Genomic DNA, 16,057 nt, shown 5'->3' with positions numbered 1-16,057 from the left:
ACTTACTTGATTAGGATTAGTTACTCTCAGAGTGCCATCAATATTTTCAATTCCTCGTAAAGTAATTGAGGTTCTGTTGAATGTACCATTAATTTTTCGGCAATTAGCTGATAGTCGATTTCCAGAAATGCCAATATTATTGCAAGTTTGCTGATAAGTGATAGGTGCAGCATTAGCTGGTTTATTCATACTCATCAAAGCGGCTGTGACTGAAAGAGCGATCGCACCAAATAAACTTAGTTTCATTATCTAACCTTGATTGCTTACAAGGTTGCTCTACAACTTCAAAAAACACAATTCCGCAGGTTAAACCAAAAATTCATCGTAATCTAGAAAAGAAACCTGAGTTTTCTGGTGGTGTTAGCTTGAATCCTAGATGGCTATTTATTAAAAAAACTACAAATTATCTCACCCGGACTATTCTGAGTGAATTGAATTACAGTTCTATCTTTTGTCAATTTAAACTTACCCCGACAATTGTAAATTTCCACAGGTGTTTTAACTCCATCAACACTCACAGCCGCTTGATATTCCCAATATTTTTTCGCACTACGTTGAATACTCAGAATGCAAATCTGATGTCCTTCATAATTGCGGCATACCATAGCCCAAGCAGGAGATGTTACAAACAAAGAAAATATAAATATTAGTAAAATGACACTATATTTAATCATAATTAACCTTTAACACTCCGCCCCCGCATCCACAACGCCAATATACACATAAAAACAACCCCCATTAATCCTTGTAAGGGATTATTATTTACCCCAGTTATCCAATCAGGAACTCGACCAGAATATTGAATTAATCCCCCGACATTAATAATGTAGTAACCCCAAACCAAACCACCATGTAAACCTATTGGTAAGCCCAATCGTCCCCGCCGCCAACGCTTTCCCCATACCTGCGTTAACCCCAGTAATACTAAAGCTGGAAACTGTGGCAATGTGTGAATAATTGCTGCAAGTGGCTTGACAAAGTGTAAAGCAGCGAAAGCTAGTGCATCTATCCATAATGCTACAGGCTGACTATAATCTCTTTCCAATTCGTCTAAAAACCAGCCACGAAATAACAATTCTTCTGCAAACCCTACACCTAAACCAACAATCAAACCTTCTAAAATTATCTTTAGTAACAAAATTGTTGGTTTTTGCCACACTAGCCAACCCAAAAAACCTTGTATCCCAAATAAAACAAAAATATTAATGATACCTAAGACTAAGCCACACAGCAGTTCTATCCCATTGCGCCACGTAAATTTCAAACCATAAATTCTCAGTATTTGTGGCTGTTGGTAGACTTTTTGACCCCATAATCTCAGCAGAAAAATAAACTCTGCATATAACAATACCATTGTCAATATACTTACTAAATTAGAATCATCCACTAGTAAATAAATTGGTGCAGCTATGGGCAACCACAGCAATAATAATGCCAAAATAAAATAACCCAGCCGAATAGGGGCAGGGCGTTGAGCTAGATTCAGGATTTTGGTTTTCATTTCAGGTAAGCCAAAAGTCAGTAATCAAGATTATGACTAATGACAGAATATTTATTCATTCCAAGTTCGCAATCTTAATGCTTAATTACGAATTATTCCTCTGGTTCTATTGTGCTGCTAAGACCATGACTCTTGAGAGTTTCACAATAAAACTCTGCGTGTTCCTGAGCGCAGGTAATAACTAAAGCCAGCCCATTTGCATGGGCTTCCATCATGATGCTAACAGCTTGGGGCTGAGTAAGGCTTGGCACTGTGGTTAGTAGCACTTGTACGACATACTCCATAGAGTTGTAGTCGTCATTATGGAGCAAAACGCGATACCGAGGCGCAAGCTTGCGGGATGTGGAACGCTTCTCAATGGTTTCGACTGACACAACTTTTGCTCTTTGATTTCTTATTTACTACAACAGAGGTTCTGTACTAGCGATCGCTTAACAGTTATTCACCTATGTTATAGCATTTTCACTAAAACTTCATGTCAGAAAAAAATTTTGCTGCTTTTGAGTTGGGATACTGGCAAGATAGCTTCACAGCAACGCTCCCTCCCACTCTTAAAATAAAGGTAGAGGAAACCCCGTGTGTGCGACTGCCCTACCTAGGTAATTATGGACAGAAGTCTCGACTTTCAACCAGGACAAATTGTGTCTTTAGAGCATAGCGACAGGAATCTGTATGCAGAAGTAATTCAAGTTGTGGTTTCCCGTCAATTATGCTGGGTGCGCCCATTGCTACTAGTCACTCATACCCCAGAAATGCCCGTAATTACTGACCTCCGAGATGGTTCTGACCTGTTGTGGCCCGGTGAGTTGTTTAGACCAGCCCTAGATACAGAAGTTATTACTTTTTTAAGTCAACTTTTGGCGAAAGAACCAAAATCTGAACTAGACAAACTAGCTAAACAGCAACTCCATCAGTTTATCCACCAACTCTGGCAAGCTTATCAGCAGGGAGTGGGGAGTGCTGAGTGCTGAGTGCTGAGTAGCGAGAAACTTGTCCCAAGTCCTCAGAAGTTATTCAATTTTGAATTTTAGCTTGCTTCTCTGACGTTCGCGTAGCGTGTCGTAAACAGACGCTACCACGCTTCCTGCGGAACACTGCGTGAATGCGCAGCGTATCTGTAGGATTCATCCGCAGGTAGGGTATTTTGAATTAATTTGTCCACAATTCCTAAGTATAGCGAATCCCCGCATCCTGCATTCGTTGAATGGCTGCTTGTAATCGTTCATCAGGAATAGTCAAGGCTATTCTGATATAACCTTCGCCTGATGCACCGTAGCCATTACCTGGGGGAACTAGGATGGCACATTTATCTAGGAGGAGGTTAGCAAATTCAGTTGAGGAATAACCAATAGGGACGGAAACCCAGACGTAAAGCGTGGCTTTTGGTGGCTCAATTGGCCAGCCTAGAGATTGCAGCCCTTTCACCACGATGTCACGTCGTTTTTGGTACACTAACATCAAGTTTTGTAGTTCAGCTTGGTCTGTTTTGTAAGCTGCGATCGCAGCTTCTTGAATGGCTTTAAAAACTCCTGAATCTACGTTGGTTTTAACTTGGCTCAAAGCCTGAATCCCATCGGCATGACCAACTACAAACCCAATCCGCCAGCCTGTCATATTATAAGACTTAGACAAACTGTGAAATTCAATCGCTACATCCTTCGCCCCTGGAACTTGTAACACACTCGGCGGTTGGTAGCCATCATAAGCCATTTCTGAATAGGCATGATCATGACACAGCAAAATATCGTACTGCCGACAAAACGCCACTAATTCCTCAAAAAACTCTAGAGTCGCTAAAGCTCCAGTCGGATTATTGGGGTAATTAATCCACAACAGTTTTGCTTTTTGAGCTACTTCTACAGGAATTATCTTGAGATCAGGTAAAAATTGATTATCTGCCTTCAGAGGCATTGTAAAAGCCTCGCCTCCAGCAAAAATTGTGGCAGTTCGATAAACGGGATAACCGGGGTCTGGTATCAATACATAGTCTCCCGCTTCCACAAAGGCTAAAAAAGTATTATGTATTGCTTCCTTTGAACCGATGGAAGATATTACCTCTGTATTCGGGTTTAATCCCTTTACCCCAAATCGCCGTTCCATCCATTCAACGGCTGCCTCCCGAAATGCTTGCGTACCCTGATAAGGTGGATAGTTATGATTACTCGCGTCATCAATTGCTGCGTGCATAGCCTGGAGAATATGAGCAGGAGTTGGTTTATCAGGATCACCCACTGCCATATTAATAATGTCAACTCCTTGGGCGACAAGTTCTTCCCGTTTACGGTTAATTTCAGCAAATAGATAAGGAGGAATTTTTTCTAAACGTTTAGCAGGCTGCATGGCGACTTGTTACTAATGCAAAAGTTGAGGCTCATTAGCACAGTTTACGCCACACTAGGTAATTAAATAGTAAACATGACTCAAAAGCACTAGCAGTCTTTACTAGATTATTGTCATAATTAAATTTTTCTAGAAAAAAATCTTGACTTGACTAATTTATTAAAATCCGAGACTGGAAACTAGCTGAATACGTCCAGCATCCATCTCTGCCATCAATAATTCTAGAGCTTCGTAATCGACATCAGAGATGTAACCCTGTTCAGTCAGTTCTGAGTTGATTTCATTTTCGATCTCTGGAGTTAGCTTTTTAATATCAAGAGCCTTTTCAACTAACTGACGAATTATGTATTTAGTTCTCATAGGTCATGAACCCACTGTACGGTGATACTAAATTATCCAAGATGAAGTTAAGTATAAAATGTGATCCAAATACTACTATTATAGTGATTTATGTCACAATTAAACTAAGTAGATAGTTCCTAATTAAACTTAACAATTTCCATAAATAGAATGAGATGTCACTGCATCTCAGGTATTGTATTGAACTTACTCAATCTGCTATATCTCATGGTCTTATCAGACTTTTCAGCATAATTGTGGATGACGGTTTGGCTTTTTTCTGCTTTGCGGTTATCTATGTTGATTTTTTTTTGAACTCACAGGAAAAAAAGTATACATGAATACATTTCACCTCGAAATTATGACAATCTTTAAATAGACCTGGAAAAAAAATAAAGATTTAGCAAAGACATTTAAGACATCTGGTCGATGTTCCAGCGAACAGTTTATGTTCAAATAAATTTAAGCTTTATGGTTTAATAACTCTACTTAGGATGTCCATATGGAAGCAGTACTAAAGAGTCCGAGAATTGCAGTTATTCGTCCTCAGGGCTACCTGAACGCGACCAATGCCTTAGAATTTGAACGCGACTTATCCACAACTTTGGCTCAAGATGATGTTTCTAGCTTGTTAGTAGACTTAGCGGCAGTAGAATCTTTTGATAGCTCTGGACTAATGTCCTTAGTGTCTGCACTCAAATTAGCCCAGAGTCTAAACAAGGGTTTCCAGCTTGATTCTGTATCCCCAGCCATCAGGATGATTTTGGAACTGACCCAACTTGATGAAGTTTTTGACCTATCTGAAGGATAATTGTTAGCAAATGCACCAAATGAACTTAAATTGGCGCAATGCTTTTGAGCAAATTTAATGTAAAAGAGTTGTAACTTGCCACCAGAAAACCTACTCAAAGAGCTAATCAATGCTAATGTTGGAGGAAAGTAGCTGTAATGAAAGTAGCTCAAAGTTGGCATAGTGGCTATTGCATTTGAACAATTAATCACATCGGATATCTTAAAACCAGCCCGTTACTTAGGTAACGAACGGCTGGCAATACACAAACCTTGGGATAAGGCGGTCATACGGTGGGTATTAACCTACCCAGAAGTATACGAAGTTGGCTCATCTAATTTAGGGCATATCATTCTTTATAATATCTTGAATGCCCAACCTCGGCAGTTATGCGATCGCGCTTACCTACCGGGTCAAGACCTAGCAGATAAACTCAGAACAACAAACACTCCCTTGTTTGCTGTTGAATCGAAGCGAGAACTACAAGAATTCGATATTTTAGGTTTTAGTCTCAGTTATGAACTAGGAGCAACCAACATTCTAGAGATGTTGGACTTGGCGGGAATTCCCCTCACATGGCAAGAAAGATTACAGGGGAATTATCCTCTGATATTCGCCGGGGGACAGACAGCAACATCAAATCCTGAACCCTACGCCGACTTTTTTGACTTTTTCGCCTTGGGAGATGGGGAAGAACTCTTACCAGAAGTCGGCTTGGTATTGGAAGAAGGCAAACAAGCTGGATTAAGCCGGGAAAATCTGCTACTAGACTTAGCACAAATCCCAGGCGTGTATGTACCTCAATTTTATGCTCCAGCAAAAGATGGTTCGGTAAAACCTCTACGCTCAGATGTTCCTCAACGGATTTTGCGGCGAGTCGCTACCCCTATTCCCGCCTATTCCATTGGACTAGTTCCCTACGTAGAAACAGTACATGATCGCTTGACCATTGAAATTCGACGCGGTTGCACCCGTGGCTGTCGGTTTTGTCAACCAGGGATGCTTACCAGGCCAGCTAGGGATGTAGAACCAGAGCAAGTAGTCGAAGCCATTGAAAAGGGCATGAGAGCGACTGGTTATAATGAATTTTCGCTCTTATCTTTGAGTTGTTCTGATTATTTGTCCCTACCAGCTGTAGGGATGGAAATTAAAAATCGGTTAAGAAATGAAAATATTTCCCTGACACTTCCCAGCCAACGCGTAGATAGATTTGATGAAAACATCGCTAATATCCTCGGTGGTACACGCCAAGGTGGGCTAACCTTTGCCCCCGAAGCCGGAACGCAAAGGATGCGGGATATCGTTAATAAGGGTTTAACTAACGAAGAATTATTACGAGGTGTCAAAACTGCCTGGGAACAAGGCTGGGATAAAATCAAGTTGTATTTCATGATCGGCTTACCGGGTGAGACAGATACCGACGTTTTAGGCATAGAGGAAACAGTTAGCTGGTTGCAGAGGGAATGTCGGGGTAAAGGTAGAAGACCACTCAACTTCAACCTGACAATTTCCAATTTCACTCCTAAACCCCATACACCATTTCAGTGGCACTCAGTTTCCACTAGTGAATTTCGGCGCAAACAAGACCTGCTGCGGCAAGCATTTCGCCGCAGCCGGGGAGTAAAAGTCAATTTTACCGATGTCCGTATTTCGGCAATGGAAGACTTTATTGGCCGAGGCGATCGCAGTTTGGGTAGAGTAGTCCGCCGAGCCTGGGAATTAGGTGCAGGCATGGATTCTTGGTATGACAACCTCAGTAAAGCTTTTACCGCTTGGGAAGATGCCATCAGAGAAGCTGATTTAGATTGGAAATACCGCCTAGTCGAAAACGGTGAATGGAATTTGTTTGCTGCACAGGAGGAGAGCGGGGGAGCAGGGGAAGCAGGGGAAGCAGGGGAGCAGGGAGAATTATTTATTTTTTCCCATTCAGAACTCAGAACTCAGAACTCAGCACTCAGCACTCAGCACGGGCTAAACGCCTCGCTACCACTAACAGCACTCAGCACTCAGCACTCAGCACTCTCTACTCCCCTCCCCTGGGATCATATAGACACCGGCATTGATAAAAAATGGCTGATAGAGGACTTACAACGCGCTCTAGAGGCGGCAGTTGTTCCAGACTGTTCTTTTGAAGGCTGTTCTCACTGTGGGGTATGTGGCACAGATTTTGGTCATAATATTGTCATTGAGCCACCTATTATCCCCGAATTTGCTGGTGATTTTGTCCCTAACATCACTAAAACTCAAAGATTACGCGTTTGGTTTGGTAAACAAGGAGATATGGCGTTGCTCAGTCACTTAGATGTGATGCGCTTGTTTGACCGTGTGGTGCGACGGGCAAGTTTACCAGTGGCTTATACCAACGGCTTTCATCCTAGCCCCAAGATTGCTGTAGCCAGTGCCTTAGCTTTAGGAGCTACTAGTAGTGGTGAGATTGTGGATTTTGAGTTAACTGAATCTGTAGAGGTGGACGTATTTCATCAAAAACTGGCTCAAGAACTGCCCCCAGATATCCCCGTTTATCGTGTGGAACAGGTAGACTTAAAAGCTCCAGCAGCTAATAAATTGTTGGAACAGGTAGAGTATCTAATTACCATAGCCGCCGCTAGCGAAGTCACACCTGCACAATGGCAAGGATGGACAGAAGCAATTAAAATTCGAGACGAAATTTTATGGGAGCAAACCACCAAATCAGGCAAGACTCAGATCATAAATCTGCGCTCACGATTGTTTGAGTTGGAATTAATATCAGCCAAAAACAACGAAACCGAATCAACAGCTGTTCTGCGTTATGTGGGTAGCTGTCGCCAAGATGGGTTGTTGTTGCGTCCCGAACAAATTCTGTCTATGCTAGAGATAGTGGCTGGTGAATTTGAGAACACAGAGAACGTAGGCATACTGAAAACAGACTGCACAAAATTTCATCTCTGGCAGATCCACCGCAATCAGCTAATTTTAGCAGTATAATCTCTACAGGGCATCTGGCTAGTAGTTGCCCTGAACAGCACATCATAGGAATTGATTTTTAGCAAGGTTGCGTTAGAATGGAATGAAGAGAACTTTTCTGGCGCTGCATTGAACGAACTAGTTCACTACTACCCTGGTAATCAGGGAGCAAGAGCAAGATATTAGAGTGAAGCTTTTGGGGTTTTATCCCCGACAAACTAAGGCGGATTAAAGAACACTCTCTCTGTAGCTACCTTGTGAACTAGTAATTAACAGCAGGCTAAGTCAGTTTCTCTACCTATGCTTTTTAAAACAACTGCTGAATACCTAATCTCTAGAGGGTGAGGGTATCGCATAAAAAATCAACCACAGATGGTTGATTTATTTGCTTAAACAGTATGCAGCCGTTCTGGAATAATCAGGCGTGTGAACGCAATTCCTTAGTCAATAGCTCTTTAATTTTGAAGCTCGGCTTCACAATTTTTATTACTAACAGCGTCTTTGGAGGCTGGCAGGGGCGAGAGGCATAACAAACCTCCAAGTCCGTTGGCGCTGCCGATTTTTGAGGAAATTGAATGCCAAAACAAATTATTATCGCAGAGCAGCATCAGATTGCTGCCGTTTTTTCGGAAGATCAAATACAAGAGCTGGTTGTAGCCACAGGGCATCATCAAATCGGTGATATCTACTTAGGCGTAGTAGAAAACGTATTACCTGGAATTGACGCGGCTTTTGTCAATATCGGCGATCCAGAACGTAACGGTTTTATTCATGTAACTGATTTAGGTCCACTGAAGCTAAAGCGCACAGCAGCTGCAATTACAGAACTATTAGCACCACAGCAAAAAGTTTTGGTGCAGGTGATGAAAGAGCCAACGGGTACAAAGGGGCCAAGGCTCACAGGTAATATCACTTTACCTGGCCGGTATGTCGTATTGATGCCCTATGGTAGAGGCGTAAATCTATCACGGCGGATTAAAAGTGAAACTGAGCGTAACCGCTTACGTGCGCTAGCAATTTTAATTAAACCCGCAGGTATGGGTTTGTTGGTGCGTACAGAAGCAGAAGGAAAACCAGAAGAAGCAATTATCGAAGATTTGGAAGTGCTGCAAAAGCAGTGGGAAGCCATTCAGCAAGAAGCTCAATCTACCCGTGCGCCAGCACTACTAAATAGAGACGATGATTTTATCCAGCGTGTATTGCGGGATATGTACGGTGGGGATGTCAACCGGATCGTAGTGGATTCCAGCACTGGGTTAAAGCGAGTCAAGCAGTATTTGCAGAACTGGAGTGGAGGTCAAACACCGCAGGGATTATTGATTGACCACCATCGCGATCGCTCACCAATTTTAGAGTATTTCCGCATTAATGCCGCTATCCGTGAAGCCCTCAAACCAAGAGTAGACCTACCTTCTGGTGGCTATATCATCATTGAGCCAACAGAAGCATTAACTGTAATAGATGTTAACTCTGGTTCTTTCACGCGATCGGCAACAGCCAGAGAAACCGTTTTGTGGACAAACTGCGAAGCAGCCACAGAAATTGCCCGCCAACTACGTTTAAGGAATATTGCTGGGGTAATCGTTGTTGACTTCATTGATATGGAATCACGGCGCGACCAATTGCAAGTTTTAGAACACTTTAACAAAGCCCTCAGAGCAGACAAAGCTCGTCCCCAGATTGCTCAACTCACCGAGCTAGGTTTAGTAGAACTGACCCGTAAACGTCAAGGTCAAAATATTTACGAATTGTTTGGTGAAACTTGCTCCGCTTGTGGTGGTTTAGGGCATACAGTCAGGCTACCTGGAGAAAATGAAAGCCGCTTACCTATCCCAGTAGAATTACCTGATCGGTTTGTATCTCTCCCTCAAAGAGAAACTCAAAGAGAACCTCAAAGAGAACCTCGTTTACCCGTCACTCGTGTGACAGATATGCGGGAAACCTACGACGGATTTGGTGACGGATTCGAGGGAGATTCTGACTCTGGAGCTTTAAATTTAATTAATCATCCCAGCTATCAAGAACTCAACGATCAGAACAAGCGTCGTACCCGCACCCGTCGTAGCCGGATTGGTATCAATGGAGCAAATGGCAAAGATGAAAGCCGAATTACTCACAATCCCATAGGCTATATTAATGAATCAGACTTAGACCTTGATAACGACGTAGAACTGGTTACAACACCAGAAATTCCCTCACCGAATTTAGGTAAATCTGGTTGGGTAGAAAGGGCAGAGCGCACCAAAATCACAAAAGCAGAACCAATTAAACCCGTGGTAGAACCACCGGAAATTCGGACTGTGGAAATGACTCAACCAGAACAAGATATGTTCGCTTTGATGGGGATTTCTCCTCTGATTAAATTAGAACAGGAAGTAAAAAGTCCCAAATCTGTAATTATTAATATTGTTCAGCCAGGGCAAGTATCGACAGCACCACCTGAAGAAACTTCTAGATCAAGTGTTGTTGAAACAATAACTACAGAATTTAGCCCACCAAAACTGAAATTAGAACCCAAATCATTATCGGTGACAGTAACTGAGCCAACAGTAACGGCAGTTAGCATGGAAGATAAAGCTAGCATGGAAGATAGAGCTAGCATGGATGAGAGTGAAGCAACTACTACTCCCAACCGTCGCCGTCGCCGTCGTTCTTCCGCGCTTGATTCCGACAGTGAAGAGAGTTAACGTGTCTGTATGTTAGAGACGGAGCAAAGTGCTAATGTACTGCGATCACTCACCTCCGGTGGGCGGAACGCCATCGCTTATGGTGGGGTGTAGCCCATCTCTAGGAAAGGCTACGCCAACGCCAACGCCTTTAAAGGAAACTAATTGGCTAGAGTTTTCTTCGACGGTTGCAAATATTCCGGGGTTGATAGCAGGAGTAGATGAAGTTGGGCGGGGCTGTTTGTTCGGCCCTGTCGTGGCAGCAGCCGTTATATTACCAGCCTCTGCTTTGCCAGAACTGACAGCAGCTGAAATTAAAGATAGTAAAAAACTATCTAGTGTTCGCAGAGTTAAGCTGGCGCAACAAATTTATAGCCTAGCAACAGACTGGAAAATTGGTTATGCTTCCACGGCTGAAATTGACCAAATGAATATTTTGCAAGCAACTCTATTAGCTATGAGGCGGGCTGTACACAAGCTAAAAGTACAGCCTGAGCTTTGCTTGATAGATGGTAATCAGTTGGTTAAGGACTTACCTGTGCCACAACAAACCATCATCAAGGGAGATGAGCGATCGCTCGCCATTGCTGCTGCTAGTATTGTGGCTAAAGTTTGGCGTGACGATTTGATCATGCGTTTAGCAACCAAATATCCCATGTATGACTTAGCGAATAACAAGGGTTATGGTAGTAAAAAACATTTGTTAGCACTGCTAAAATACGGTTCTTCCCCCCTACACCGCAAGTCTTTTCGTCCTTGCCAGATTAGCGGTATAGAGGTTTAGGGGGATGGGGGTTAAAAACCTTAAACCCCCATCCCCACTCTCCAAAATTCGGACACAAATCCAAACTCAGACACCTCTGTCGCATCTGGCTTACTCTAAATTCAGGAATGGCAAATTAGCACCGTCATTATTTAAACTTTGATTGTGAGTTTGTGAAATTACCCATTGGCGATAATCTGCTAACAGTTGATGGGTTAATCGCTGCTTAACTGTTAACAAGACACTCTTGAGTAAACCATTCCCTGTTGTTTCTAAAATTGGTTTGGGCGTGAAGGAAAAAGGCGGTGGTAAATCCACCTGTACTTCTAAATCTGCTTGACCTCTTAGACGAGTGTCACCATTGTGTTGGTATGGAGACAAGTACCCGCGTAAATTTAGAGAGAAACGCTGATTAATATACTCGAAACCCAGAATTTCACAGCCTAGCGATCGCAGATAAATTGTCCCATTTGATTCTGCCCAGACTCTCATGTCTACAGTGGGTTGAATACTCAGGGACATAAAAGTCAAAGGACGCATTTTGAGCCGGAAGACTTCCTCAGAAAGTTGCTGAATGCGCCTTTGATCAACCAAAGCATTAACTAGACGTTGCGGCTGACGCAAGTAGTGCTGAATAGGAATAGGCTGCTGCGGTACAGCAATTTCTACCGATTGGGAGGCATTGAACTTGGTAGCCATGAGTTACGGGAAGTAATGGTTTGATACTTCTATTATTAATTAATTTATTATGTTTATTTTTTTTAATTTAGATTACATTTGACTAGCAATTTCCACAAGTTGCTCAAGCACCTACGCCGTTGTACAGGTACAAATTGATAATTACACTACCTAAAGGTTTGATACGTAGTCCAATAAATCAAATTAAAGCACTATCTTTGATCAATAAAGAAAGGTTACTCACGATATAGTCTATAAATTGAACAGATAACTAATAAACAGATGACTATATCGATCGCACATTTAGGGCCTCCTGGAACATACGCAGAACAAGCCACTATTTTTTATGTTAAATTGCTAACACAAAATTCAGATATTGAAACTATCTTATGTCCCTATCCTAGTATTGCTCAGTCGTTAAAAGCCGTTGCCCAAGGGCAAACCCAGTTGGCTGTTGTCCCGGTAGAAAATTCTATTGAGGGTAGCGTCACGATGACAATGGATACATTATGGCAGCTAGACAGTTTACGAATTCAATCAGCTTTAGTGATGCCTATTGCCCATGCGTTGATTTCCTGCGCTACTAATTTAGATGAGATTCAAACTGTTTATTCTCATCCCCAAGCATTAGCACAGTGTCAAAATTGGTTGGGGGAATTTCTTAGCAATGTCAAGTTGATTCCCAGCAATTCCACTACTGAAGCATTACAAGCTTTAAAGCAGGATATCACAGCCGCCGCGATCGCCTCTAATAGAGCGGCTCAAATTTATAACTTGCCGATATTAGCTAATCAAATTAACGATTATCCAGAAAATTGTACACGCTTTTGGGTAATCAGTCAGGCAGAAACAGGGATTACACAGCAGCTACCTTTACAAACTCCCAGTCATACTTCTTTAGCTTTTAGTGTACCTGCTAATGTCCCCGGAGTATTAGTTAAAGCACTACACGTATTTGCTCAAATAGGAATTAACCTTAGTCGGATCGAATCTCGTCCGACTAAGCGATCTCTAGGAGAGTATTTATTTTTTATTGATTTAGAAGCGGCTGTCAACACTCCACAGATGCAATCTGCTTTAGCAGAACTAACTACCCACACAGAAGTTCTCAAAATCTTTGGTAGTTACAATGTTCTGCCAGTTATTAGCCAGGAGTCATGACTAATGCAAAAGTAAAAAGAAAGAATACTGCTTTTGTATACTTTTTTCCTATTCCCTCTTTTCACAGACTAGCTTGATTCCTGCCAATATGTGTTCATAGGTGACGGCTTATAATTTTGAATTAAAGGTATCTTTTAGCACAGAACGAGCTGCCAAGTGATTACGAGTAGTAGTCAAAATTTCTGCTTCTCGTTCTAAGCGAGCCGCAGTATCTTGCATTTCTAGTAATGACTGTTGCTCCGCCGCCACACCGTAAAGATTACTAGCCACCCAATAAGATAGCTCGGTAGGTAAATCAGGCAACTCTTCAGGGAGTTCAATATTTTGTTCTGTTAACTTAGCTGAAAGTCGAACCACGTCACGCAGTAGTTGTTCAACTTCCGTTGCCAAAGGACGTAAATCTTTACTTGGTGGCTGGTCTTCTAGCCATTCCACTAAGCCAACCCGATAAGGTTTTTCTCGAACGTATTCTAAAACGCGAAACCTCTGCTGTCCCAGGGTCAGCATTTTCATACGATCATCTGGTAAACGCTGGTAGTGAATAATTTCTGCACAGCAACCAACATTACTTATTTGGCCTGTAACTGGGTCAACCATTACCACACCGAACCTGCGATCGCTTGACAAAATCGTATTCATCATGATCCGGTAGCGAAACTCAAAGATGTGTAGAGGTAATGGTCGAGTGGGAAACAGAACCACTTCGGGTAACGGGAACAGAGGTAGTTCACGAACTGCAATTCTAGAAGAAGATGTCATTGTTACCTGAGTATAAATTTAATTTTAAAAATTTATTATTCTTTGATTTACCCATAATTTGTTTACATTCTATCATCTGTTTCATGGCTAAGAAAAAGCCCTGAAATAAATTTCTTCAGGGCTAGGTCTATATTCATACTGTAGTCAATGGTCAATAGTCATTAGTTAATATACTTTTGACTTTGGATTATTAACTATAGACTTTTGAGTGCTAGTTACTACGCAGTGCTATCAAGAATAGGAAACCTTTTCACTGCGCCCTCTTCCCAAAAGAACTGACTTCTGTGGATTTTTTGACTATTGACTAATAACTAATTACAGTTTTACTTCAATGTCTACGCCTGATGGTAAGTCCAGTTTCATCAGCGCATCAATGGTTTTAGATGAAGGTTGGTAGATATCGATAATTCGGCGATGGGTGCGAGTTTCAAAGTGTTCGCGCGAATCTTTATCTACGTGAGGCGATCGCAATACGCAGTAGATTTTACGTTTTGTTGGTAAAGGGATAGGGCCTATAGCTGTAGCGTTAGTCCGGTTAGCTGTGTCTACAATCTTCTCGCAAGATGTATCCAATAATCGACGGTCAAAAGCTTTTAAACGAATTCTGATCTTTTGCTGCTGTAGAGTTGCCATCTTTAATTTTCCAGGTTCTGATTAATTAGGGGAGTAGTACCGCTACGCGGAAGTCAAAAGTCAAAAATCAAAAGTCAAAAGTCCTGTATTTTAAGGTTTTGAACGGTTGAGAATGGTATCTTTATTTCTGCCGTGCTGTACTAGTAAGTGGAGAGTGGGAAGTGGGAGTCCCTCAAGTTACTTCAGATAAAAGAGCAGAGAGGATTTTACCATCTCTGCTCTTAGTTATTAGGGTAAAGGGGTGCTATTTAACAATTTTGGAAACAACACCAGCACCAATGGTGCGACCACCTTCACGAATTGCGAAGCGCATACCTTGCTCAATTGCAATTGGGTTGATCAATTCTACTGTCATTTTGATGCGATCGCCTGGCATGACCATTTCCGCTTCGCTACCGTCGTCGGAGGTGAAGGCGGTGATTGTGCCGGTTACATCAGTTGTCCGCACATAGAACTGGGGACGGTAGCCAGAGAAGAAGGGTGTTTTCCGACCACCTTCTTTTTCGGTGAGTACGTATACTTCACCTTCAAATTGGGTATGAGGAGTAATAGAACCGGGTTTAGCAATTACCATCCCCCGTTCAATATCAGCCTTTTGGATACCACGTAGTAGTACACCAGCGTTATCGCCAGCCATACCTTCATCGAGGCTCTTCTTGAACATCTCGATCCCAGTGACGGTGGTGTTACGGGTGTCTCTAATACCCACAAGTTCAACGTTATCGCCAACCTTAACCTTACCGCGTTCAATCCGACCAGTAGCCACAGTACCACGACCTGTGATGGAGAATACGTCTTCTACCGCCATCAAGAAGGGCTTGTCTATATCACGCTCAGGGGTGGGGATGTAGGAATCTACTGCATCCATTAATTCATAGATTTTATCTACCCACTTGTCTTCACCCCGTTTAGTTTTGGGGTTAGCGACCATTTTTTCCAATGCTTGGAGTCCAGAACCTTTAATGACTGGAATATCATCTCCGGGGAAATCATAGCTAGTCAGCAGTTCCCGGACTTCCAATTCCACCAACTCTAGTAGCTCTTCGTCGTCTACCATGTCTTCTTTATTCAAAAAGACAACTAGGCTAGGAACACCTACCTGCTTGGCTAACAGGATGTGTTCACGAGTTTGGGGCATGGGGCCATCAGCCGCAGAAACCACCAGAATACCGCCATCCATCTGTGCTGCACCAGTGATCATGTTCTTCACATAGTCAGCGTGGCCGGGACAGTCTACGTGAGCATAGTGGCGACCTTCAGTTTCATACTCAACGTGGGCTGTATTGATTGTGATCCCCCGCGCCTTTTCTTCTGGAGCGTTGTCAATTTGGTCGTAGCCCTTACCTTCAGCTTGACCAAGAGCAGATAGGGTCATGGTAATAGCTGCTGTTAACGTTGTTTTACCGTGGTCAACGTGTCCAACAGTACCGATATTGACGTGGGGTTTTTTCCTTTCAAACTTTGCGCGTGCCATGAATGCT

General features: G+C 42.5%; 15 protein-coding genes and 1 pseudogene. 6 read left to right on the top strand and 10 right to left on the bottom strand.

All coding sequences use genetic code 11. The features are described 5' to 3' along the window. From VB693_RS16290 to clpS, 4 genes and pseudogenes are all read right to left on the bottom strand, one after another. Positions 1 to 246: pseudogene (locus VB693_RS16290) on the bottom strand (hypothetical protein); the annotation flags it as partial. A 134-nt stretch (positions 247 to 380) separates the two neighbouring features. Continuing rightward, on the bottom strand, positions 381 to 605 hold the full coding sequence (locus VB693_RS16285) for a hypothetical protein (protein WP_323267170.1): 225 nt from the start codon (positions 603 to 605) through the stop codon (positions 381 to 383). A 71-nt stretch (positions 606 to 676) separates the two neighbouring features. Further along, positions 677 to 1,501 carry a type II CAAX endopeptidase family protein gene (locus tag VB693_RS16280; RefSeq protein ID WP_323267169.1) on the bottom strand — a complete coding sequence of 275 codons (825 nt, stop codon included), beginning with the start codon at positions 1,499 to 1,501 and terminating at the stop codon, positions 677 to 679. Between the two features lie 92 nt (positions 1,502 to 1,593). After that, positions 1,594 to 1,875 (bottom strand): ATP-dependent Clp protease adapter ClpS, encoded by a 282-nt coding sequence (gene clpS, locus VB693_RS16275; RefSeq protein WP_190701977.1) that lies wholly within the window; start codon positions 1,873 to 1,875, stop codon positions 1,594 to 1,596. A 231-nt stretch (positions 1,876 to 2,106) separates the two neighbouring features. Between clpS and VB693_RS16270 the strand changes: the two genes are divergently transcribed. Then, positions 2,107 to 2,472: a hypothetical protein gene (locus VB693_RS16270; RefSeq protein ID WP_323267168.1), complete on the top strand. Its 366-nt coding sequence runs from the start codon at positions 2,107 to 2,109 to the stop codon at positions 2,470 to 2,472. A 196-nt stretch (positions 2,473 to 2,668) separates the two neighbouring features. On the opposite strand, the gene VB693_RS16265 is transcribed toward VB693_RS16270, so the two are convergent. Both VB693_RS16265 and VB693_RS16260 read right to left on the bottom strand, forming a co-directional pair. Further along, a complete protein-coding gene (locus tag VB693_RS16265) occupies positions 2,669 to 3,841 on the bottom strand; it encodes a pyridoxal phosphate-dependent aminotransferase (RefSeq protein ID WP_323267167.1) in 1,173 nt (390 codons plus the stop codon). 159 nt (positions 3,842 to 4,000) lie between these two features. Further along, positions 4,001 to 4,201: a hypothetical protein gene (locus VB693_RS16260; RefSeq protein ID WP_190701988.1), complete on the bottom strand. Its 201-nt coding sequence runs from the start codon at positions 4,199 to 4,201 to the stop codon at positions 4,001 to 4,003. A gap of 481 nt (positions 4,202 to 4,682) precedes the next feature. Between VB693_RS16260 and VB693_RS16255 the strand changes: the two genes are divergently transcribed. From VB693_RS16255 to VB693_RS16240, 4 genes are all read left to right on the top strand, one after another. Then, a complete protein-coding gene (locus VB693_RS16255; protein WP_323267166.1) occupies positions 4,683 to 4,991 on the top strand; it encodes an STAS domain-containing protein in 309 nt (102 codons plus the stop codon). A 162-nt stretch (positions 4,992 to 5,153) separates the two neighbouring features. Continuing rightward, entirely contained in the window at positions 5,154 to 7,937 is a 2,784-nt protein-coding gene (locus tag VB693_RS16250; RefSeq protein WP_323267165.1) for a TIGR03960 family B12-binding radical SAM protein, read from the top strand. Positions 7,938 to 8,491: 554 nt separating this feature from the next. Then, on the top strand, positions 8,492 to 10,603 hold the full coding sequence (locus tag VB693_RS16245; RefSeq protein WP_323267164.1) for an Rne/Rng family ribonuclease: 2,112 nt from the start codon (positions 8,492 to 8,494) through the stop codon (positions 10,601 to 10,603). Positions 10,604 to 10,682: 79 nt separating this feature from the next. Further along, positions 10,683 to 11,366 carry a ribonuclease HII gene (locus VB693_RS16240; protein WP_323267183.1) on the top strand — a complete coding sequence of 228 codons (684 nt, stop codon included), beginning with the start codon at positions 10,683 to 10,685 and terminating at the stop codon, positions 11,364 to 11,366. Positions 11,367 to 11,456: 90 nt separating this feature from the next. On the opposite strand, the gene VB693_RS16235 is transcribed toward VB693_RS16240, so the two are convergent. Continuing rightward, complete coding sequence (locus VB693_RS16235; protein ID WP_323267163.1) at positions 11,457 to 12,044, bottom strand: DUF1997 domain-containing protein; 588 nt, start codon at positions 12,042 to 12,044, stop codon at positions 11,457 to 11,459. A gap of 261 nt (positions 12,045 to 12,305) precedes the next feature. On the opposite strand from VB693_RS16235, the gene pheA reads away from it, so the two are divergent. Next, positions 12,306 to 13,184, top strand: coding sequence for a prephenate dehydratase (pheA, locus tag VB693_RS16230; protein ID WP_323267162.1), 879 nt, complete (start codon positions 12,306 to 12,308; stop codon positions 13,182 to 13,184). A gap of 108 nt (positions 13,185 to 13,292) precedes the next feature. Here pheA and VB693_RS16225 read toward each other — a convergent pair whose 3' ends face one another. The 3 genes from VB693_RS16225 to tuf all read right to left on the bottom strand — a co-directional run bounded on the left by VB693_RS16225 (position 13,293) and on the right by tuf (position 16,050). After that, positions 13,293 to 13,943 carry an LON peptidase substrate-binding domain-containing protein gene (locus VB693_RS16225; RefSeq protein ID WP_323267161.1) on the bottom strand — a complete coding sequence of 217 codons (651 nt, stop codon included), beginning with the start codon at positions 13,941 to 13,943 and terminating at the stop codon, positions 13,293 to 13,295. Between the two features lie 315 nt (positions 13,944 to 14,258). Next, positions 14,259 to 14,576 carry a 30S ribosomal protein S10 gene (gene rpsJ / locus VB693_RS16220; protein WP_015113498.1) on the bottom strand — a complete coding sequence of 106 codons (318 nt, stop codon included), beginning with the start codon at positions 14,574 to 14,576 and terminating at the stop codon, positions 14,259 to 14,261. 244 nt (positions 14,577 to 14,820) lie between these two features. Continuing rightward, entirely contained in the window at positions 14,821 to 16,050 is a 1,230-nt protein-coding gene (tuf, locus tag VB693_RS16215) for an elongation factor Tu (protein ID WP_190702012.1), read from the bottom strand. Positions 16,051 to 16,057 lie beyond the last annotated feature (7 nt).

The sequence above is a fragment of the Anabaena sp. UHCC 0399 genome (assembly GCF_034931465.1).
Taxonomy (GTDB): domain Bacteria; phylum Cyanobacteriota; class Cyanobacteriia; order Cyanobacteriales; family Nostocaceae; genus Trichormus; species Trichormus minutissimus.
The sequence above is the reverse complement of the archived record's forward strand: the minus strand, read 5'-3'. Positions and strand labels throughout refer to the sequence as shown.

Coding starts and splice junctions, on each gene's coding strand:
- VB693_RS16225 (WP_323267161.1), bottom strand. CDS start 13,943: ATGACATCTTCTTCTAGAATTGCAGTTCGTGAACTACCTCTGTTCCCG.
- pheA (WP_323267162.1), top strand. CDS start 12,306: ATGACTATATCGATCGCACATTTAGGGCCTCCTGGAACATACGCAGAA.
- VB693_RS16270 (WP_323267168.1), top strand. CDS start 2,107: ATGGACAGAAGTCTCGACTTTCAACCAGGACAAATTGTGTCTTTAGAG.
- VB693_RS16245 (WP_323267164.1), top strand. CDS start 8,492: ATGCCAAAACAAATTATTATCGCAGAGCAGCATCAGATTGCTGCCGTT.
- VB693_RS16285 (WP_323267170.1), bottom strand. CDS start 605: ATGGTATGCCGCAATTATGAAGGACATCAGATTTGCATTCTGAGTATT.
- VB693_RS16235 (WP_323267163.1), bottom strand. CDS start 12,044: ATGGCTACCAAGTTCAATGCCTCCCAATCGGTAGAAATTGCTGTACCG.
- rpsJ (WP_015113498.1), bottom strand. CDS start 14,576: ATGGCAACTCTACAGCAGCAAAAGATCAGAATTCGTTTAAAAGCTTTT.
- VB693_RS16255 (WP_323267166.1), top strand. CDS start 4,683: ATGGAAGCAGTACTAAAGAGTCCGAGAATTGCAGTTATTCGTCCTCAG.
- VB693_RS16280 (WP_323267169.1), bottom strand. CDS start 1,501: ATGAAAACCAAAATCCTGAATCTAGCTCAACGCCCTGCCCCTATTCGG.
- VB693_RS16240 (WP_323267183.1), top strand. CDS start 10,683: ATGGTGGGGTGTAGCCCATCTCTAGGAAAGGCTACGCCAACGCCAACG.
- VB693_RS16265 (WP_323267167.1), bottom strand. CDS start 3,841: ATGCAGCCTGCTAAACGTTTAGAAAAAATTCCTCCTTATCTATTTGCT.
- VB693_RS16260 (WP_190701988.1), bottom strand. CDS start 4,201: ATGAGAACTAAATACATAATTCGTCAGTTAGTTGAAAAGGCTCTTGAT.
- tuf (WP_190702012.1), bottom strand. CDS start 16,050: ATGGCACGCGCAAAGTTTGAAAGGAAAAAACCCCACGTCAATATCGGT.